At 38.8% G+C, this 21160-nt stretch carries 18 protein-coding genes and 2 rRNA genes; 6 read left to right on the top strand and 14 right to left on the bottom strand.

Annotation, left to right across the window (positions count from 1 at the left end):
• Window positions 1-17 precede the first annotated feature (17 nt).
• The 4 genes from nirD to nirB (J7E67_RS29550) form a co-directional block, all read right to left on the bottom strand.
• Window positions 18-341: a nitrite reductase small subunit NirD gene (gene nirD / locus J7E67_RS29565; protein ID WP_214717144.1), complete on the bottom strand. Its 324-nt coding sequence runs from the start codon at window positions 339-341 to the stop codon at window positions 18-20.
• Window positions 342-371: 30 nt separating this feature from the next.
• A complete protein-coding gene (nirB, locus tag J7E67_RS29560; RefSeq protein ID WP_214733387.1) occupies window positions 372-2786 on the bottom strand; it encodes a nitrite reductase large subunit NirB in 2415 nt (804 codons plus the stop codon).
• A gap of 93 nt (window positions 2787-2879) precedes the next feature.
• On the bottom strand, window positions 2880-5027 hold the full coding sequence (nasC, locus tag J7E67_RS29555) for an assimilatory nitrate reductase catalytic subunit NasC (protein ID WP_214717142.1): 2148 nt from the start codon (window positions 5025-5027) through the stop codon (window positions 2880-2882).
• Window positions 5028-5083: 56 nt separating this feature from the next.
• Window positions 5084-7459 carry a nitrite reductase large subunit NirB gene (nirB, locus tag J7E67_RS29550; protein ID WP_214717141.1) on the bottom strand — a complete coding sequence of 792 codons (2376 nt, stop codon included), beginning with the start codon at window positions 7457-7459 and terminating at the stop codon, window positions 5084-5086.
• A 367-nt stretch (window positions 7460-7826) separates the two neighbouring features.
• Between nirB (J7E67_RS29550) and J7E67_RS29545 the strand changes: the two genes are divergently transcribed.
• Window positions 7827-9032 (top strand): MFS transporter, encoded by a 1206-nt coding sequence (locus J7E67_RS29545; RefSeq protein WP_214717140.1) that lies wholly within the window; start codon window positions 7827-7829, stop codon window positions 9030-9032.
• Window positions 9033-9170: 138 nt separating this feature from the next.
• Here the strand turns inward: J7E67_RS29545 and J7E67_RS29540 are convergent, their stop codons facing one another.
• Window positions 9171-10022 (bottom strand): DUF2935 domain-containing protein, encoded by an 852-nt coding sequence (locus tag J7E67_RS29540; RefSeq protein WP_214717139.1) that lies wholly within the window; start codon window positions 10020-10022, stop codon window positions 9171-9173.
• Window positions 10023-10202: 180 nt separating this feature from the next.
• Between J7E67_RS29540 and J7E67_RS29535 the strand changes: the two genes are divergently transcribed.
• Window positions 10203-10433 (top strand): hypothetical protein, encoded by a 231-nt coding sequence (locus J7E67_RS29535; RefSeq protein WP_214717138.1) that lies wholly within the window; start codon window positions 10203-10205, stop codon window positions 10431-10433.
• Window positions 10434-10485: 52 nt separating this feature from the next.
• Here the strand turns inward: J7E67_RS29535 and J7E67_RS29530 are convergent, their stop codons facing one another.
• Window positions 10486-11508 carry a DUF3231 family protein gene (locus J7E67_RS29530; RefSeq protein ID WP_214717137.1) on the bottom strand — a complete coding sequence of 341 codons (1023 nt, stop codon included), beginning with the start codon at window positions 11506-11508 and terminating at the stop codon, window positions 10486-10488.
• A gap of 264 nt (window positions 11509-11772) precedes the next feature.
• On the opposite strand from J7E67_RS29530, the gene J7E67_RS29525 reads away from it, so the two are divergent.
• Window positions 11773-12390, top strand: a complete 618-nt coding sequence (locus tag J7E67_RS29525) for a YitT family protein (protein ID WP_214717136.1) — start codon at window positions 11773-11775, stop codon at window positions 12388-12390.
• An 8-nt stretch (window positions 12391-12398) separates the two neighbouring features.
• On the opposite strand, the gene cysC is transcribed toward J7E67_RS29525, so the two are convergent.
• The 5 genes from cysC to J7E67_RS29500 are packed head-to-tail and all read right to left on the bottom strand — an operon-like array spanning window position 12399 to window position 16274.
• The gene (gene cysC, locus J7E67_RS29520) at window positions 12399-12998 is read right to left on the bottom strand and encodes an adenylyl-sulfate kinase (RefSeq protein ID WP_214717135.1); all 600 of its coding nucleotides are present in this window, start codon (window positions 12996-12998) and stop codon (window positions 12399-12401) included.
• A 35-nt stretch (window positions 12999-13033) separates the two neighbouring features.
• Window positions 13034-14203, bottom strand: a complete 1170-nt coding sequence (gene sat / locus J7E67_RS29515; RefSeq protein ID WP_214717134.1) for a sulfate adenylyltransferase — start codon at window positions 14201-14203, stop codon at window positions 13034-13036.
• Between the two features lie 43 nt (window positions 14204-14246).
• Window positions 14247-14948 (bottom strand): phosphoadenylyl-sulfate reductase, encoded by a 702-nt coding sequence (locus tag J7E67_RS29510; protein WP_285290683.1) that lies wholly within the window; start codon window positions 14946-14948, stop codon window positions 14247-14249.
• A 28-nt stretch (window positions 14949-14976) separates the two neighbouring features.
• The gene (locus J7E67_RS29505; RefSeq protein WP_214717132.1) at window positions 14977-15522 is read right to left on the bottom strand and encodes a histidine phosphatase family protein; all 546 of its coding nucleotides are present in this window, start codon (window positions 15520-15522) and stop codon (window positions 14977-14979) included.
• Entirely contained in the window at window positions 15513-16274 is a 762-nt protein-coding gene (locus J7E67_RS29500) for a phosphosulfolactate synthase (protein WP_214717131.1), read from the bottom strand. The genes J7E67_RS29505 and J7E67_RS29500 overlap by 10 nt, the downstream gene beginning before the upstream one ends.
• Before the next feature lie 173 nt (window positions 16275-16447).
• Here J7E67_RS29500 and J7E67_RS29495 point away from each other — a divergent pair, with 173 nt between their 5' ends.
• The 3 genes from J7E67_RS29495 (at window position 16448) to J7E67_RS29485 (ending at window position 18942) form a co-directional block, all read left to right on the top strand.
• The gene (locus tag J7E67_RS29495; protein WP_214717130.1) at window positions 16448-17692 is read left to right on the top strand and encodes an MFS transporter; all 1245 of its coding nucleotides are present in this window, start codon (window positions 16448-16450) and stop codon (window positions 17690-17692) included.
• 61 nt (window positions 17693-17753) lie between these two features.
• Window positions 17754-18044: a hypothetical protein gene (locus J7E67_RS29490; RefSeq protein WP_374103002.1), complete on the top strand. Its 291-nt coding sequence runs from the start codon at window positions 17754-17756 to the stop codon at window positions 18042-18044.
• A 133-nt stretch (window positions 18045-18177) separates the two neighbouring features.
• Window positions 18178-18942 (top strand): sulfite exporter TauE/SafE family protein, encoded by a 765-nt coding sequence (locus J7E67_RS29485; RefSeq protein ID WP_214717128.1) that lies wholly within the window; start codon window positions 18178-18180, stop codon window positions 18940-18942.
• A gap of 59 nt (window positions 18943-19001) precedes the next feature.
• Here the strand turns inward: J7E67_RS29485 and J7E67_RS29480 are convergent, their stop codons facing one another.
• The 3 genes from J7E67_RS29480 to J7E67_RS29470 form a co-directional block, all read right to left on the bottom strand.
• A complete protein-coding gene (locus J7E67_RS29480; RefSeq protein WP_214717127.1) occupies window positions 19002-20468 on the bottom strand; it encodes a spore germination protein in 1467 nt (488 codons plus the stop codon).
• Window positions 20469-20824: 356 nt separating this feature from the next.
• Window positions 20825-20941, bottom strand: a 5S ribosomal RNA gene (gene rrf / locus J7E67_RS29475).
• A 77-nt stretch (window positions 20942-21018) separates the two neighbouring features.
• A 23S ribosomal RNA gene (locus tag J7E67_RS29470) occupies window positions 21019-21160 on the bottom strand; the annotation flags it as partial.

Raw genomic sequence — 21160 nt, 5'->3', positions numbered from 1 at the left:
ACCTCCATTTTACTGAACTAATCGATTAAGAGAAATACTTCTTCCCCTTCTATTCTGGTTTTATAGGTTTTCACACAGCCTGTATCCGGCTCTTGCACCTTCCCATTATCCAAACATATTTTCCAATCATGCATGGGACAGAAAACAAATTCACCGCTTACCATACCTTCGCTCAAAACCCCGCCTTTATGTGGACAGCGATTTTCAACGGCACGCACGCTACCATTTAATAATTTAAATACAGCCACTTCTTTATCCCCGACACAAACAGTCTTTCCTAATCGTTCTGGAAGATCCCGTACAGAACCGATTGATACCATTTCTACGCTTTTCTTTGTCATTGGACGATGTCCTCCTTTAAATGTAAGTTCTTACGACATAACAACATTTTCAAACAATTCTTTTCTTACTTTTTCATCCTCTGTTATCGTCTTCCATGGATCCTTAATAACAGATAATGCATCATCCATCCGTTTATTTAATTCTTGACGTTTTGCCTTATCATCGAGAACCGTACGAACATGGGTCAAACCAACACGTTCAATCCAAGCAGAAGTACGTTCTAAATAGTTGGCTGTTTCACGGTAATATTGAAGGTACGCACCGGTAATTTCCATCGCCTCTTCTGATGTTTTCACTGTGTATAGTAAATCTCCACCGCGTACATGGGTTCCGCCGTTCCCACCGACATAAAGTTCCCAACCGCCGTCAATCCCAATAAACCCAATATCTTTAAACCCTGACTCCGCACAGCTTCTCGGGCAAGCAGAAACGGCCATTTTCACTTTATGAGGTGTTTGTAGTCCTTCAAATTTCTTCTCGAGGTCGATTCCCAGACCCATGGAATCTTGGGTTCCAAAACGGCAGAACTGTTCACCGACACATGTTTTCACTGTACGTAGTGATTTTCCGTAGGCAAATCCTGAAGGCATATCCAAATCAGTCCATACTTTAGGCAAGTCTTCCTTTTTTACCCCGAGTAAGTCAATCCGTTGTCCTCCTGTTAGTTTTACTAATGGTATTTCATATTTATCTACCACGTCAGCAATCCGTCGTAAGTCTTGTGAATTCGTTACTCCACCGTACATTCGCGGAACAACAGAATATGTTCCATCCTTTTGAATATTTGCATGCATCCGCTCATTGACAAACCGGGACTCTCTTTCGTCCGTATATTCAATCGGATTGACCATCCCTAAATAATAATTCAAAGCAGGGCGGCATTTTGAACAACCTTCCTCAGTACTCCACCCAAGAACATTCATCACTTCTTTGATATGGGTCAAACCTTTGGTTTTAATCTCTTCCACTATTTCATCTCTCGAAAAATGAGTGCAGCTGCAAATCGCTTCTTTCTGCAAAGTACCGTCATACTCTGACCCAAGTGTATGTTGTAACACTTCAGCAACAAGCGGCTTACATCCCCCGCAAGACCGAGAAGCACTTGTACAAGCTTTGATTTCATCAACGGATGAACAACCCTGATTCTGTATCGCCTGGATAATCGTTCCTTTGGTTACACCATTACATCCGCAAATAATGTCCTCCTCACTCATGGAAGCTACTAAACTGCTCCCGAAATCATCATTAAGTGGCTGTAAAAGTGATACCTTCGTGGTAAAGGAGACATCTGCTTGCTTTTGAATCATCGAAAAAAGGCGATTTCCATCACTGCTATCACCAAACAGCACGGCGCCAACAATTTTATTGTCTTGTAACACGATCTTTTTATAAATGCTGTCATTTCCATCAAAGACTTTAATTGCTTCCTTTCCTTCACCTTCCATAAAATCTCCGGCAGAGAACACCTCGACCCCAGAAACCTTCAGTTGAGTGGACAAAACGGAACCATGATAGCCATTGGTCTTTACACCGCAGAGGTGATGAGCTAATACTTTTCCTTGTTCAAACAATGGTGCTACAAGACCGTATACCGATCCGTTGTGCTCGGCACATTCCCCTACAGAGTAAATATTAGGAACGTTTGTTTGCAGGTAATCATTCACGACAATTCCCCGATTAACAGCAATACCACTTACTTTGGCTAATTCGATATTTGGCTTAATACCAACTGCCATCACGACTAAGTCTGCATCAAGGACCGTTCCATCGCCAAACCTTAAACCTTCTACGCGGTCATCTCCAACAATTTCTTGCGTTTGTTTTTCTAATAAAAACTTCATACCTTGTTTTTCTAATTCCGACTGTAATAGTTTCCCTGCCTGTGGATCTAATTGTCTTTCCATCAAATAAGGGGCGAGATGTATAACAGAAACATCCATTCCTAGGTTTAAAAGTCCTCTGGCTGCTTCGAGCCCGAGTAATCCGCCGCCAATTACGGCCGCTTTTTTATACTTCCTCGAGGCTTCAAGCATCACTTCAGTATCCCTTATATCCCGAAAAGCAGTCACACCGATCTTTTCAGCTCCGGGAATCGGAAGGATAAATGGGAGTGACCCTGACGCTAAAATCAATTCATCATACGGTTCGATTCTTCCTAAGTCGGTTACAACAACTTTCTTCCTAGCATCTACTTTGATCACTGTTTCACTTGTATACAACTGAATGTTGTTTTCTGTGTACCAATCCCAGTCATTAAGCGTAATGTCTTTAACCTTTGTATCACCTTGTAAAACCTTTGAAAGCAGTATTCTATTATAATTCGGATGTGGTTCGCTTCCGAAAATGGTAATCTCAAATAATTCCTTGGTTAGTTTTAAAATCTCTTCAATCGCTTTAACTCCAGCCATTCCATTCCCTACAAGAACCAACTTTTTCTTATTCACGTTATGTTTCCTCCCCTTAGAATGTTTCTTAAACTATAGCACAGCCATCTCGATAACTAACTTAACGTGTAAGGTCTTCTAACATAGAAATTTTTAATTTAGGAAATCCTTAACTGGACTCACCTTTACAACACTCACTTTGAATCCAGGCATTTTACAGGTAGGATCCAATTCTTTTGAAACGAGGAAATTAATATTTTGTGAGTCGGCCCAGTGGAAGGGAACAAAAATAGTATCATGACGAATCGTTTCCGACCATTTGCTTCTAACCACAACACTTCCTCTTCTCGATTCGATTTTCACTAATGTTTGGTCTTGGATCTGAAATTTTAATGCGGTTGCAGGGTGAATTTCCATAAATGGTTCTACATTCCTTGCCGCTAAGGCTGGACTTTTTCTTGTTTGCACTCCTGTTAAGTAATGTGACATGACTCTTCCTGTTGTTAAATAGAGTGGAAACTCTTCAGATAATTGTTCTTTTGGAACCTCAGGGATGTTCGGAACAACCACCATCGCTGCCTTTCCATCTGAATGGGCAAAGGATGTCTCAAACACTCTTTTCGTCCCACCATGGTCAGTAGCTGCGCAGGGCCATAATATTCCGCCTTCCTTCCTAAGACGTTCATATGTCATTCCAAAATAATCCGCATTACCCCCACGGCTTGCCATTCTTAATTCGGAAAAAATTTCCTCTGCAGATGAAAAGGAAAAATACTTTTCTTTTCCAAGCACACGGGCAATTTCACAAATGATTTGCCAATCATGCTTCACTTCTCCCGGACAAGGATAGCTTGCTTCCCGTAATGTTACCCGTCCTTCTATATTCGTCATCGTTCCTTCATCTTCTAGATAAGAAGAAGCTGGCAATATTAAATCTGCTAATCTCGCTGTTTCTGAAACAAACAGATCCACCGCGACAAAGAATTTTAATTTTTTAATTGCCTCTTTGACGAAGTGGGCATTTGGATTGGAGACAATCGGATTGGAACACATCAGAAACAACCCTTGAATTTCCCCTTCGTGGATTTTCTCGATCATTTCATAGGCCGAAACACCTTTACGTGGTAAATCATCCTTGTCAACACCCCAAACACTGGCCACATATTCTCGATGTTCTTCGTTCTCAATCGAACGATATCCAGGAAGCTGGTCAGCTTTTTGGCCATGCTCTCTCGCTCCTTGGCCATTTCCCTGTCCTGTAATCGCACCATAACCGCAGCCCGGTTTGCCAATTTTCCCAGTTGATACCAGAATATTTAGGAAATTACGGACAGTCATCGAGCCATTTGTGTGCTGTTCTACCCCTCTCGCTGTAAATATCATTCCTGTTTCTTCTTTACCAAACCTTACGGCCGCTTTGCGAATGAGTTCAATCGGAACGCCGGTTATCTCTTCAATTTCTTCTAAATTAAGGGATAATACATACTCTCTAACTTCTTCAAATCCGTTCACACGTTCTTGAATAAAGTCCTTATCAACATAATTTTCTTCAATGATAACTTTCAATAACCCATTAGCTAACACAGCATCTGTTCCCGGTTTAGGTTTTAAATGCAAGTCTGCTATTTTCGTTGTTGCTGTTTCACGAGGGTCGATTGCGATAATATACGCACCATTTTCTTTCGCTCTTTCAAAATAGGGCATAATCGTTGGCTGACATTCAGCAATATTCGTCCCTGCTAATATAATGCAACGAGTCGATGGAATTTCTGCCAAGCTGTTCGTGAATCCTCGGTCCAACCCAAAGGTTTGACTCGCCGCTGAAGCAGCTGCAGACATACAAAGACGTCCATTATAATCAATGTATTTTGTTTTTAATGCAACTCGGGCAAATTTACCCAATAAGTAAGCTTCTTCATTTGTGATCGACGCGCTCCCATAAACTGCTAAGGCATTCAGTCCAGATTCTGCCTGGATTTTAGTAAAGTTTTCTTTAATTTTATTCATGGCCGTCTCCCAGGAAACACGAACAAATTCTCCATTTACTTTTAATAACGGATATTTCAAACGGTCCTTATGAAAAGCATGTTGATGTGCGTTCATGCCTTTAATACATAAACGCCCCTCCGAGGTTGGATTCTCTTTACCAATGGTTATATATTTTTTTCTCGTAACAATCGATTGTTCAATCAATTGCATTTTACATTGCATACTGCAGTATGGACATTGAGACTCGTATTTTTTTTCTGATTTTACTTCGTGTTCCTTTGTACGAAAATACTTTAAAAATGCTTCCGTCAAAATAGCTCACCCTTTACTCACTTTTTTTCGTAATAGTTAACTTTAACGAACGTTCCTTACAGGACTGTTGATGATCTGGAACTTTTTACTAAAAGTTTTTTGCGTAAGAAACGATCTTTCTCTAACCGCAGCAATAATTGCTGGCGATGTTCTAAGTCAAACAGAATTTCGCGCACATGCACTAAACCAACTCTTTCGATCCATTGCCATGTACGTTCAAGGAAATTGGCCGTTTCACGGTAATATTGAATAAAGGCACAAATAATTTCAATCACATCATGATTCAATGATTCAAGGCATAATAACTCTCCTGCTCGTACATTACGTCCACTGCTGCCACCGACATAAATTTCCCAGCCAAGACCTGTTCCAATCACTCCGATATCTTTCGTAGTCGAACCTGCACCATTATGCATACAAGCTGATATGCCCATTTTCACACGGTAGGGTGTGGTGAGAAATTCCAATTTTTTTTCGAGGCTGACAGCCAGTTGAATCGATGATTGCTTGTCACAACGGCAAATATGTTCGCCGATACTTGTTTTAATATTTTGAACCATATTTCCATACGTTGAACTAACTGCCATGTTTAAATCAGCCCACACACTAGCTAGGTCCTCTTTCTTCACCCCCATCAAATGAATTCTTTGTTCACTAGTTACAGCTACATTTGAGATGCTATATTTCTCCGCAACATCGGCAATCGTTCGCAGTTGTTCTGCTGTCGTTTTTCCGCCATACATCTGTGGGACAACGGTGTAAGTACCATCCTGTTGAACAATTGCATTCATTTGTTCGGATACAAAAAGTGATTCTTGTCGGCTCTCATACTCCGGATAGATCATTCCTAAATAATAGGCTAAGGCAGGACGACAGGTAGTGCATCCTTCCTTACTTTCCCAATCAAGCACCTCCATTACTTCTTGTACCGTAGTGCAGCTTTGCAATTGCATCTCATAAACCACTTCATCCTCTGTTAATGATGTACAGGGGCACATCGATTTTTGTTCAATGACCTCATCAAATTCATCGCTTTGAATATAGGTGAGAAGATCAGTTACCAATGGTTTACAGCCCCCGCAAGAGCCCGAAGCTTTAGTACACTTTTTTATTTCGTCCACGGTTGTTAATCCATTTTTTAGAACCGCTTCAATAATCGCCCCTTTTGGCACTCCGTTACAATTGCAGATTATTTCACTATGTGCCATAGAGGCGACAGTATCTCCCCCTCCACTTGACGCTTGAAACAGGGTAACTTTCTCCACGTCCGACACATCTTGTTTTTTCAAGATCATATCTAGCAATCTTGTACGATCACTTGTATCACCAAATAAAACGGCGCCAACCATTTTAGAATCTTCAAAAACAAGCTTCTTATAAACACCATCTAACTCATCATAAATTTCAATCGATTTAAGACTTTCATCATTCATAAACTGACCGACCGAAAACACATCCACACCCGATATTTTTAATTGGGTCGAAAGAACAGTTCCTTCGTACCCTTTACATTCCAAACCGCAGATACGCTGGGCTAAGACTTTCCCTTGGTCATAAAGAGGTTTAACCAACCCATATACGATTCCTCGATGTTCCACACATTCACCGACAGCATAAATGTTCGGTATATTCGTTTCCATGTAATCATTAACGAGGATTGCTCGGTTTGTTTCTATGCCGCTTTCCTTTGCTAACTGTATATTGGGTCGTACCCCTACTGCCATTACAACCAAATCAGCTTCTGCTTCGGTACCGTCCTTAAATGACACTCCTTCCACGCGCTTGCTTCCCAAAATCTCCTTTGTTTCTTTTTCAAAAAGAAAATGAAATCCTTGCTTTTCTAACTCTGTTTCCAACAGTTTCGCTGCGGTTTCATCCAGTTGTCTTTCCATTAAATTTAGGCAATTATGCACCACGGTTACTTCCATATCAAGATTGAGCAGACCTTTGGCAGCTTCTAAACCTAAGACTCCACCGCCAATCACTACCGCTTTTTTATAATGCTTCGCTGTTTCAATCATTTTCTGACAATCTTCCATGGTTCGAAATGTGATGACTCCTTCTTTATCAACACCTGGCAGCGGCAGCTGAAATGGAACAGAACCTGTTGCGATTATTAGTCGGTCATAAGGAACCTCCTGATTTTTATCCGTCTTAACAAGTTGTTTTTCCGTATCAATTTTTATCACCGTTTCTCCAGTAAACAGTTTGATGTTCTGTTGGTTATACCAATCACGATCATTGATTGTAATATCTTTAAACGATGTACCACCCTGCAAGACGGCCGATAATTGGATCCGATTATAGTTAGGGTGTGGTTCGCTTCCGAAAATAGTAATCTCAAAGGAATAAGGTGAATGCTTTAAAATCTCCTCAATGCACCGCACCCCCGCCATTCCATTTCCTATCAGTACGAGTTTTTGCTTATCCATTCTAAAAGCCTCCGTAAGTTCGATATTTGGGTAACTGCAACCATAAATATCCCCTATTATTCCATAAAACTCATCAAAAGAAATTCAGTGTGTAACATTTTCTAACACAATAAGTTTTATGTTAGAGTTCCTTACACGCTATGAGACATCTCCTGTTTGAATACGTTATTGTTTAACAAAGCAAGGGAAACACAAATACCAACAATGTTAAGGAGGGAAAGTGATGAAAAACAATATCGGTTTATTTTCATTCTTGGTTTTACTAGTAAGGGTCATGTTTTCAAAAGATAGCTGTTTTGAATGGTAATAAAAGTAAAAATGTATTTTGGTAGTTAACTATGATACAAATAGAAGGGAGAACAACATTATGAGGTTATCAGATCTAAAAAAAAGCGGGCATACGCCATCATTAGCAGCGTCATTTTTATATTTTGATGTTAGTTTCATGATTTGGGTGATTTTGGGGGCACTAGGGGTTTATATAACAAAGGATTTTGGACTATCTCCCGCTCAAAAGGGTTTCATCGTTGCTGTTCCAATCCTAAGCGGATCGTTTTTCCGGCTCATCCTTGGAGTTATGACGGATCGTATTGGTCCGCGAAAAACAGCAATAAGCGGGATGCTCGTCACCATCATCCCACTAGCATGGGGTTGGTTATTCGGACAGACGCTAACCGAACTTTACTTGATAGGGATTCTTCTTGGTGTTGCAGGTGCAAGTTTTGCGGCAGCCATACCAATGGCAAGCCGGTGGTACCCGCCGCATTTACAAGGACTAGCAATGGGGATTGCAGGTGCTGGGAATAGCGGAACACTTTTTGCTACATTATTCGGCCCGCGTCTTGCAGAAAATATTGGCTGGCATAATGTAATGGGATTAGCTATTATTCCTCTTTTGATTGTTTTTATCTTGTATATTCTTCTTGCGAAAGATGCACCTTCACAACCAGCAGCAAAACCGGTGGTTGAATATTTGAAAGTATTTAAACAAAAAGACACATGGTTTTTTTGTTTGCTTTATAGTGTCACCTTCGGAGGATTTGTCGGTTTGTCCAGTTTCTTAAGCATCTTTTTTGTGGATCAATACGATTTATCCAAAGTACGAGCAGGAGATTTTGTCACACTTTGTGTGGCAGCAGGAAGCTTTTTCCGGCCAGTTGGGGGTTTCATAGCAGATAAAGTCGGCGGCGTACGTCTTCTGACCTTTTTATTTATCGGGGTAGCTCTCAGTATGTTCGGCGTGAGTCAGCTTCCATCTTTGGCTATTGTGACAACCTTATTGTTTTTCGGAATGCTCTGCCTTGGAATGGGAAATGGTGCAGTCTTTCAATTGGTTCCACAGCGCTTCCAAGAAGAAATTGGGATGATTACCGGGATTGTCGGAGCAGCTGGCGGGGTTGGCGGATTTTTTGTACCCAATATACTTGGATCACTTAAGGAAATTACCGGAACGTACGGAACAGGATTTATGGTTTATACAGGAGTTGGAATCGCTGCATTAATTGTGCTGCTTATTGCACAAATGTCATGGCGAAAAACCTGGTCGCCAAAGGAAGCCTCAATTAAAAATTAGAGATAATTTTTTATGGACAGCTACTAAATAGTAAGAAAAAGAAGCAGAACCTGAAGAAGGCTATTCTTGAACCTAACTTGGTCCTAGAATAGCCTTCTTCAATTTAACTGCTTCTTTGTGTATGCATTCTCCAATCTTCTAAACTCTAGGTTGTGGGTTACCGCTTGTAAGATGCGCATCAAACATATCTATTATTTCAAGAAATCTATCAGCCTCACGAAAAACATGGTCTGCTAATAGTGGATGGATGATACTCTTTATTTTACATTGCTCAATTAAATCACGTGCCGTTTTCTTGAAGTCCCGTAGAGATGAGACTGACACACGATTCTGATCCAGGAATTGATCTAAAAGAGGAACGGTTTGAGATTGTGGCTTCATAGATTCTAAGTCTCTTGCTTGATACATCAATTGATCAAAGTCATTGCTGAAATTTTGGGCTATATCAATTAACTTCCTTTCGGATGGATCCAGTAGATGACCAATAAATTTAGCATGGTCTGCCATAATTCTTAGGAAGAAGACATTTTCTTTTATGATGGCATCTGGAAGGGGTTTTAATTTACCTTCGTTTAATTCCACTAATCGTTTTCTAAAATAATTAGCTTCTCTACTTGTATGATCAACTAACAGTGGAAAATTATTTGCCCCCGGCAATTTACATGTAAGTATTAAACCTAGTACTTTTCGTTTAAATGCAAAAATGCTGGTTGCAGCTTGTTGTACTTCCGAATTAAATCTTCTTATTTGTTCAGGGTCTGCTTGATTGGTAGAGGAATGTGCAGTTTGTTCGATTCGTTCAAACAATTGGTAAAATTGATTAGCCTCTTGGATTAGTTGAGTATCCTCTGCTCTAAAACCTAATCGAAGAAATAAAGAATGCTCTTTCATGATCCTAGACCAAAAACGTATTTCATTTAACGATCGCTCAACAAACATTCCAGATGTAACACCTGTATCAGGATGTTGTAAGTTTTCATACCCATTCATTCAGAAACCCCCCAGTAAGTACTTCATTCGTTCTATTCTTATTAATAAATTCATATAAATATACCCAAATAAGAGGTTCAAAAGGTTCCCCTTTCTAAAATAAGAATAATATAATAACAAAAGAAAAGAAGTTAACATACATATTATTATATGTAGAAACGAGAATTTAAGGGGGATTATATGGGTTTCTATTGGGTGGGTTTTGTTTTTTGGTTATTAATTGGAGTTTCAGTGTTGATACTACTATGGGGATTATCAAAAAAATCATGGAAAGCCTTATTAATGAGTGGAATTGCTTTAGTACTGCCATCCCTTTATTTCTTTGGTGCAGAAAATTGGTTTAGACTAGTTGCTTTGCTTCCGATAATATGTTTTTTATTTGCCTATTACACAAGAAAAAGTATTAAGTAATTCGAAGGGCCTAATCATGGTACTGCAGTCAGGCCCTATTTAAGTTATAATCCTAGTCAGTTGGATCTTTTTTTTGTGCTAATTCGTCTCGATCTAATGCCATTGGTGGCTGTTCTAGCCACTCGTTATCGATCAGGATATTTGAACCATCCTCAGAAAACAATTGAACTTCTAAAGATAATCGGTTATACATGACACCTAAATCCATCCGAGGACTTTGAGCAACTCCTGTCCCATAGAAACCAATACTCAAGGCAATCAAACCTGATGTAAAAAACATCATGAGCTGATCAGAAAACGTTTGATCCGTACTGCTTGTTACTTCTGATGCCAATGTCTTGGGGACGGGCAGATAACTTTCCTCCAATTTTGAAGCAAATAATTTGATATGTTTATTTGCAATTTTTATTCCTCTAAGAAAGAATTGTTTCACTTCTTTATCTTTTGCAACCTGACTAAAGCCAGCTAGCGTGGCAGCTCCTAATGCATTTCTTTGAAGGTTAGCGTAAAGATTACTGATTTCAGCTACGATTAACGGTCTTTTTTCCCCAAACACATCTAACATAAATCCTTGCCTTTTTACATATTCAACATGATCCATCTCCTGCATATAAGGGGTCTTTACAAATAGTCCTTTTAACAATAATAAATCCTTTGACAACTTATATAATTGCATTGTCTCTGTCGTGCATTCCATATAATAATCTGTAATGTCATCTCTTATAGATGATGCAACACTGGCAGCATAATTGGTAAGTCCAATTTTTGCCATCTGATTAATAAACTCTAACACAAAACTATCAGAGAATAGTTTAGAAGAGGCTAAATTAACATGCTCATCAACCTTAAAGCCATTCGGAACTACAAAGTTTTCCTCTACAAAAATAGACGTTAATTTTTGTAAATGATTTTTTGAAAGATTTAATGCAAATTCTATAACAGGTCTAATCTCTTCATCCTCAGCTTTTTCTAAAAAATGCGTCAGCACACATTTACTTCCACTATCATTCATGTATTGCGCCCACAATTGAGCCATCTCTCCTGTGGTCAGCTTTAATTGTTTTTCTTTATCCATTAATATTTTACCTCCATACGGAAAATACCTATTACCATCTTTTCCTATTATGAAAAGTTATATGTAATTACATAGTTAATACCAAAGAAAAGAACACCTCGACCAATTGAACAGGCGCTTCTCTTATCTTGATATTATCACGTTGAAAAAACATTCTACATATTCCTTTTTTTCTTCTCATAAAATGGACAAGGAGTGATAGTCCTGAGGAGGTATTTATGTGGAATTGAAAAATACAATTGATATGGTTTATTTCTTTAAACTATGAAAAGAACTTATTTAACCTATTTCTGCATTTTATTTGGGGCTACCCTTCAGGGCATGTCGATGTCCTTGTTTTTATTTCCTCACTCCATCCCTTCCGGCGGGGCAGCAGGACTTGCGATCTTGGTAAATCACTGGTTTCATTTATCACTTGGTTTCTCTTTATGGTTATCTAATATTGTTTTTCTACTTTTCGCTTTAAAGTATTTTGGATACACCTGGACCATTCGAACGATTCTTTCGGTTGCTATTACTTCCACGACCGTAACTTTTCTAACAGCCCTAGTTCCACATCTTCATATCCATATTATGGTGGATATACTATGTGGAAGTGTTTTCTTTGGTATTGGTGTAGGATTATTGATTCGAGCGGGGGCATCCAGCGGTGGAATGGTCATTCCAGCATTAATGATCGCTTCCTATAAGAAATGGAGTCCCGGAAAAGTAATGATGGGAATAAACTTTTTGATTTTTTTATTAACCGCCCTTGTGATTGATTATAAAATTGTTATTTTCGCGGTTATTTGCCAATTCTTTTCGACGAATATCATCGATTTTATTTTTGAATTAAAATTACAAAAAATAAAATTCCTAACGACAAATTGGAGAAAAAGATAAGAAGATCCCTAAAGAATCTTCTCTTCCTTTAAATAGGCTAAAATTTTTTCAACTGATTGATCAAGTGTCATTGTATCAGTTTCAATCATGATTTCTGGATCATTTGGCACCTCATACGGAGAGGATATTCCCGTAAAGTCAGGGATTTCTCCTTTTCTTGCTTTTTTATATAGCCCTTTTGGGTCCCGGTCTTCACAGATATTGATAGGACAATTCAAAAATATTTCAATATATTCGCGGGGATCAAACATATTTCGAACAAGCTGCCGATCATCAAGAAATGGAGAAATAAATGCAGAAGAAACAATCAGGCCGCTGTCAACAAACAGTTTTGCCACTTCCCCGATTCTCCGAATGTTTTCTCTCCTGTCCTCAACCCCAAAACTCAAATCACTATTTAGCCCGTGGCGAATATTATCACCGTCCAAAACATAGCTCCTAATATTTTGTCGATACAAAGCATGATCCACAGCATTAGCCAAGGTAGATTTTCCTGATCCAGATAAACCTGTAAACCACAATACACAGCTTTTATGCCCATTTAATAGGTAGCGATCTGTTTTTTTTACCGTTGACTGATGCCAAATAATATTCTTACTATTTCCCATTTCATCACCCCTTTATTTTCTAAAAATAGTTCGCCTTAAGGGGTCTCCAAACGGCGGGTTTCATCTAGGTAGGCTTCTTTCATTCCTTGGATTAGAATTTCGACCACTTCTGGCCGGCTAAATTCCTTTGGCGGCTGTTCCCCGTTTTTTAACATACCTCTAACCTTTGTGCCTGATAAAATTACGTGTTGCTGTGAATCATGTGGGCATGTTTTTTCAGAGGCCATGTTTTCGCATTTTTTACAATAAAAGCTATGTTCAAAAAAGAGCGGTTTAATGCCAAGTTCTTCGTCAGTGAAGTGACTAAATATTTTTTGGGCATCATATGTTCCATAATAGTTTCCTACTCCGGCATGATCTCTCCCTACTATAAAATGAGTACATCCAAAATTTTTCCGGACGATAGCATGAAAAATTGCTTCCCTAGGTCCAGCATATCTCATCGCGGCAGGAAAAACAGAAAGGAACACCCGATCTTTCGGGTAATAATTTTCGATTAAGACTTGATAGCTTTTCATACGGATTTCACCGGGAATATCATCCGATTTGGTCTCACCTATCAACGGATTTAAGAAAAGCCCATCGACAGTCTCTAATGCTGTTTTTTGAATATATTCATGGGCCCGGTGCACGGGATTTCTAGTTTGGAAACCAACTACCGTATTCCAACCTAATCTCCTAAACTGCTTCCTTGTTTGGATGGGGTCCAAATAATAGCTTTCAAACTTACTTTTCTCAGGTCTTTTTATCAGGGTAATGGGACCTCCGAGATAGATCTCCGGTCGTTCTAACAGCCTTTTAACCCCTGGGTGATGAATATCAGTTGTTCTGTATACCATCTCAGCTTCAAACTTTTTATCAGGGATAAATAATTCCTTCACATCCATTACACCATACACAGTGCCATTGTGGATTAGATTGATCATCTCACCGGTTTTAAGTTCCTTCGCTTTATCTTTGTTGATAGCTAATGTAATCGGTAACGACCACGGAAGTCCATTGATCAGCCTCATATTACTAACTACTGAATTATAGTCAGATATACCCATAAACCCAGTAAGCGGACTATAGGCACCATTTGCAATTAACTCTAAATCACTTAATTCTAAATTACCTAATTCTATATAGTTACGAGTGTAATCAATTGGAGTATTTAGGTTAATTCTATTTACCAATTCACCCCCATGGGGGACACTTTCACTCATATTACTCCCTCCCTAATCTCTTGAATTTGCCTTTGTGGCCTATTTATGTTTCATGGAGTCCGCATTCAGTTTTCGATTGACCAGCCCACCGTCCGGAACGAGAGTCTCTTGAATCTACGACAGGCTTTGTACAGGGAGCACAGCCAATACTTGGGTAACCTTTATCGTGTAAGGGATTGTAGGGTAAATGATTTAGATGGATATAAGTCATAATGTCTTCCCATGACCAGTGAATAAGGGGGCAAATTTTTATTTTCTTAAATTTTTCATCCTTATTTATATATTGGGTGTTACTCCTTGTGAGGGATTGATCTCGCCTTAGACCTGAGATCCATGCTTCAACATCCCGTAATGCTTCCTTAAGAGGAACCACCTTTCTTAAATGACAGCACAGATTGGGGTTACTCTGCCACAATTCGTCTCCATACCATTTGGTTTGTTCATCTAACGATATCCTTGGTTTAATAAGATCGATCTGCAGCGATGGGTAGCTGTTCCTAACTTCCTCAATTAATTGATAAGTTTCTGGAAAGTGGATGCCGGTATCGATGAAAATAATTTTCGCATTTTTATTTACTTTATGAATTAAATCGATTAAGACAATTCCCTCTGCGCCAAAGCTGCACGAATAGACAATTCTCTCTCCATAATTTTGGTATGCCCATTTTAAAATATCTAGAAAATCGCGAGGATGGTCCAAAAGGGTACCTACCTTTTTTTCATCCCAATTTTCATACGTCAACAGATCAGACAATTAAGGTCACCTCGACTTTCTATCCTCGAAGATTGGAATTCAATGCTAGTGTAATACAGGCATTGTTTTCGACAATTATTTTATTCATGTGATTAACATCGCCAAACTGCGAATATGAAATCATTGCCCTAATCCACGATCCATGGCCAAACACTAAAATATTGGACAACTTCTTATATTTCTCGATGAACAAAACAACCCTTTCTTCTAAATTCTTAATACTTTCTCCTAAAACGAGCTCTTTTGGATTATTAATCCAAAGCTCACGATATTTCTCGAAAAGTTCTTCCTTTGGACGCCCTTCAAATGGACCAAAATCTAATTCATCTAATAAACCTTCTGTTTGGCATGCGTGGCCATATAGCTGAGCTGTTTGATGAGTTCGTTTCAGGGTGCTGGCCAAAACAAGTTCAAATGGTGCTAATTTTTTTAGCCGCTGCGTATTCTCTGCTATTCCTAAATATAATTCATCTGTTAATGGGGATAGTTCTATATCTCTCCTGCCTTGCAGCCAGGTTTTTTTATTCCATTCTGTGGGAAGATGTCTGATTAGCGTTATTTGCATTCATTTCCCTCCAAAAAAAATGTTTCACTTCTTAGACCACAGCGTTGCGCTTCTAATATTAGAACATCTCGTATTTTCACATTTCCTAAATTGACATTCGGTCCAATTTCTTTAATAAAATACATTTGATGTTTTGCCGATGGTGCTTCAAAGATGATTTTTTTACTGTCAACATCTCTGACCAACTCTTGAATTAAATCGGACTTAAGATCACCACATTTTTCATAAATACCTGATGTCCCAGATTCCCTCCCTTCTGTAATCACATATTCACATCCGGCTTCTAAGAAGAGCGATATTTCTTCCTTCCATCCAGAAATAGACATTTCCTGATTAGGATCCTTGGAACCAACTTCAGAAATGATATGAAAGTCATTTTTTAATTGTGAAATTAAACGGAGGCGTTCATTTACCGGGATATCTAGTGTCCCATTAGATATTTCAAGCCATTCAATCCCTAAATCCTGTAAAAAGGATAAATATTCAGGAATTTTTTTTTGGTAAAAGCTTTTTTCAAATAATGTACCGCCACAATAAGTCCTAATATGATATTCCTTGTAAAGCTGAACCTTTTCCTTTATGTTTGGCGTTACATAAGCTGAACCAATTCCGATCTTAGCTATATCAATAAAGCTGCCATAATCAGCTAAGATATTCTTTAATTCTCCCATCGGGGTCCCCGTATCGATCACAGAAGTTAGACCGTATGACCTGATTCCTGATGTCCTTTCAGGAATGGTTAAAAAACTCATAGGGAATGCGCCTCCTCTATTTTTCTAGGATAGATTATTCGAAAAATGGGTGAATGTGTATATAATGGGCTTTTTTCCCTATTAAATAGGCAATTGCCATTGTATAAACTCTTGGCTCATTCCAAACAATAATAGGGCTTAATTTCACAGTTACAGTTAGGGGTGTACATTCATTGCCAAAGCAAAAGCATAAAGGCTTGACGATTACTGCAATCGGTTCAATCCCACTTATTTTGGTGTTAGGAAACTCAATGTTAATCCCAATTCTTCCAAAAATGAAATCAGAACTAAATATTACTCAATTTCAGACTAGCTTAATTATCTCTGTATTTTCGATTGCAGCGGCAATATCTATACCTGTATTAGGGTATTTATCTGACCGATTTTCACGTAAAGCGATTATTATCCCAGCACTAATTTTATATGGCAGCGGAGGCCTTTTAGCTGGCGCTGCAGCTGCCTGGTTCTCCAATTCCTATACATGGATTATAGCAGGGAGGATTTTGCAAGGAATGGGTGCTGCTGGTACGGCTCCCATTGCCATGGCATTGGCAGGCGATTTATTTAAGGGTGGAGAACAAAGTAAAGTTTTAGGGTTAGTGGAAGCGTCGAATGGATTCGGAAAGGTAATAAGTCCAATTATCGGTTCGCTCCTAGCCCTTCTGTTTTGGTATGCGGCATTTTTTGCCTTCCCAATTTTTTGTGCGATGTCAGTTCTCTTCACCATCTTTTTTATCAAGGAAAAAAAAGCAGAAAAAGAACCTCCTCCTTTGGGAAAATATGTGAAGGGTCTTGTATCAGTATTTAAAACAGAAGGACGCTGGTTATTTGCAGCATATTTCACAGGTGCCTCCTGTCTTTTTACACTATTTGGGATTTTGTTTTATATATCCGATATTCTCGAGAAAGATCATCAGATTGATGGTTTACTAAAAGGTGCCATTTTAGCGATCCCCCTTTTATTTATGACAACAACCTCCTATTTTACAGGCAGTAATATTGGAAAAAAAATGAAGGTAATGAAAAGATTAATCGTCATCGGCTGTTTATTAATGACTGCTTCCTTTGCATCATTGGTCTTCTTTACAAATTTACTTCCATTTTTTGCTGTCTTAGTCATAAGCAGTATTGGAACTGGTCTCGTTCTTCCTTGTATCAATAGCTTTATTACTGGTTCCGTACCGGCAGACCGGCGTGGATTCGTTACCTCCCTATATGGATCCGTTAGATTTTTAGGTGTTGCCATTGGTCCACCTATTTTTGGGGCATTAATGGAATGGTCCCGTTCAGGGATGTTCTTAACTACAGCAGGTTTAACATTGTTATGTGGATTGCTTTCCATGATGCTCATCCATGTTGCTAAAAAGGAACCTTCAGAAGAAAGTGATTCATTGTTTGAAAAATTATCTTTCACATAAAATTGAAAAAGGTCCGTTTAGGAGAGTTTACTTGACAATGGAGCTAGATAAAAAGGAGTAGATGTCATTGCAAATTTATTTTTCTCCTGAGGTAATCACACCGCAGTTTCAGGTATTAAATGTGGTGGATGGAAATAACAAAGCAGTAGGAAACGTGGCTCTTCTATTTGATGAAAAAAAGCTTTATGTTTATGGAATTTTAGAAGAGATAGAAGTCGGAGCGGATTTTAAGGATTTAGTCACACCTTATATAAAAGGATTAGCTAAGGCTCGACCCGGATTAGATATTTTCTCTTGTTTATATGTCGGATGTAAAAAAATAAATTTGAATGAAGAAGAAAAAGATAAATAATGATTTAGGTGGACTCCAAGCTGGGTCCACTTTTTTTTGGGCATACCATCCATGTCACAGGTGTCTAACTCTTTCATATTTTAATGTTATAAATCAACATTAGATTAGATTAGATATTCGGGGTGTGCGTGTAATGAGCATGGGGATTATTGTAATGGGTCTTTTAATCGGCTTTATGGTCGGATTAACAGGTGTTGGAGGGGCCGCTTTGTTGACACCAATTTTAATTTTATTAGGTATCAGCCCTTCGATTGCGGTAGGTACTGATCTTGTTTATAACTCCATAACTAAACTTTTTGGTTCAATTCAACATTGGAGGCAGAAGACGATAAATTTCAAGTTAGTAAAGTATCTAGCGATTGGGAGTATTCCAAGTGCGATCTGTGCAGTAGGAGTTCTCCATTTATTTGATTCTTTTTTTCATAACCAAGAAGTGGTGATTAAGCACGCATTGGGTTACGTTTTAATATTGGTAGCATTGACTACCTTGTTTAAAACATTTATGAAAAATAAATTAGAATGGAATCATTTTCAAAAGAAGCCGATCCATGAAAAACGGGGCTTAACCATTCTGATTGGTGCTATATTAGGTTTTATTGTAGGCTTGACATCGATAGGATCTGGTTCATTGTTTGCATTAGCTATGATTTACTTGTACAGATTGAGAACTCCAGAATTGGTCGGAACCGATATCGCTCATGCCTTTTTATTAGTCTCCGCTGCAGGGATTATGCACGCAGGAATCGGCAATGTTGATTATCTATTAGTGTTTAACCTTTTAATGGGGTCGATCCCTGGTGTCATATTAGGAAGCACCTTATCCTCTAAATTACCCGCAAAACCTCTAAGAACTATTATGGCAGTGATGATTTTGATAAGTGGGTTTAAACTAATTTAATATAAGCAATTAACTTCTGTAACAGCTAAAAAGTCTATCAAATTTGATAGACTTTATTTTTATTGCCTTGTTCTATCTTGTGGCCTTAGGATTGCAGCCCTTGTATTATTAAGCGGAATTGGCGTCCGAGAGAGCATAATCCGAAAATCTCGTGGATTAAATGGAATAAACGGATACAAAAATGGTGTATTCATGCTCTTAGTTACAACAAGGAGCATAATCCATAACGTGATCCCTATGATCAACCCGGGAACTTTAAATAAAGCAACCATAATTAAAAAGAAAACCCGAAAAATTCGATTGGCAAGACTTAACTCATAACTTGGTGTGGCAAACGTTCCAATGGCAGCAACTGCCACATATAGGACGACCTCATGAGTAAAAATCCCTACCTCTACAGCTACATCTCCAATGATTATTGCAGAAACGATACCTAACGCAGTTGCGAGGGCATTGGGTGTATGAATAGCTGCCATTCGCAAAATTTCAATTCCGACTTCAGCAATGAGAAATTGCCAGATTAAACCAATCTCCCCTTGATCTTCTACACCGATAAACTTCCATCGATCTGAGAGTAATTGTTCATTGGTCGCATAAGTGTACCAAAGTGGTAAGAGAAATAAGGAGGATAACACAGCGATAAATCGTGCCCATCGTAAAAAAATCCCAATTACCGGCTTTTGACGATATTCCTCAGCATGCTGCAGGTGATGCCAGTAGGTGGATGGACAAATCATAACACTTGGTGACCCATCCACCACTATTAATACATGGCCTTCCATTAAATGAACGGCACTTGTATCAGATCTTTCTGTGTATCGAACTAATGGATATGGATTATAATTTCGGCCAAATACAAATTCTTCAATCGTTTTTTCCGCCATAGGAATCCCATCTATGGATATTTTTTCAAGTTCATTCCTTAACATTTTTACATTATCCGGGTCAACAATGCTATCTATGTATACTAATGCAATATCTGTTTTAGATCGCTTTCCTACTTGGACGTATTCCATTACAAGGGATCGATCCCGTACACGCCTGCGAATTAAAGCTAAGTTAAATACAATCGTTTCAACAAAGCCATCACGGGGTCCACGTACAACCCGTTCAATATCCGGTTCCTGAGGAGAACGGATTGGATATTCACGTGAATCAATCAGGATTACTTGTTTACCGCCTTCAACGACTACTGCAGTTTGTCCTGCAAGAATTTGGGCTATAACTTCCTCTAAATCATCTGATGTATTCACCTCTACATGAGGAATAAAGGTTTTAAAAAGCTTATCAATGGGATTATTTCCAAAGTCCTCTGGTTTCCGTTTCTCCATCTCCTTCATTATTAAAAGTAAGAGATTAGCTGAAGCAAACCCATCTATCAAAAACATCCCGAACCGGAGTCCTCCGTATTCCAACGGCCGGTGAATCACATCAAAGCTTTTTCCAATCCGTAATTCTTTTATTAGGTATTCAATATTATCTTCAAACTTTTCCTTAACCGGAATTTGTGTCCCCTTTTTTCCCAAACGTGCCAACTCCTAAATTTTCATTATTGGTATTTTGCAACATGTTTGAGGTTAATATACTCTTTTCAATATTATTAAATAACTCTGTCTTACTAGAGAGTTCGGGTACTTATATGATTTTTAAAGACTTTCTTTTGTTACCGCCCATGGCTTTTTTCCTTATCTTCGGGCACTTAAAGCCCTCTTAAGTTACCGTTGGTGGTTTTTTTCCTCCTCCTCGGGCACTAAAGACCTTCTTTAGTTACTGCTCAAGCTCTTTTTCCTCTTCCCTGGGCACTATAAATACAAATAAGTGAACCACCCTCCAATTATCTGGAACACAAAAAAAGACAACCTTTTCAGGTTGTCCTTGATTTGCCTGGCAACGTCCTACTCTCACAGGGACGCGTGTCCCAACTACCATCGGCGCTGAGAAGCTTAACTTCCGTGTTCGGTATGGGAACGGGTGTGACCTTCTCGCCATTGCTGCCAGACTTGTTTTTTGAGGATTCATTCCCTCAAAACTAGATAATGCAGAAGAAGTTTGTAAAAATGAGTATGCCTTATAAAATTGGTTAAGTCCTCGAACGATTAGTATCAGTCAGCTCCACATGTTACCACGCTTCCACCTCTGACCTATCAACCTGATCATCTTTCAGGGTTCTTACTAGCTTGCGCTATGGGAAATCTCATCTTGATGTAGGCTCATTTGT

The organism is Bacillus sp. ISL-46 (genome assembly GCF_018613205.1).
Note: the sequence above shows the minus strand (reverse complement) of the source record. Positions and strands in the feature narration are given on the sequence as shown.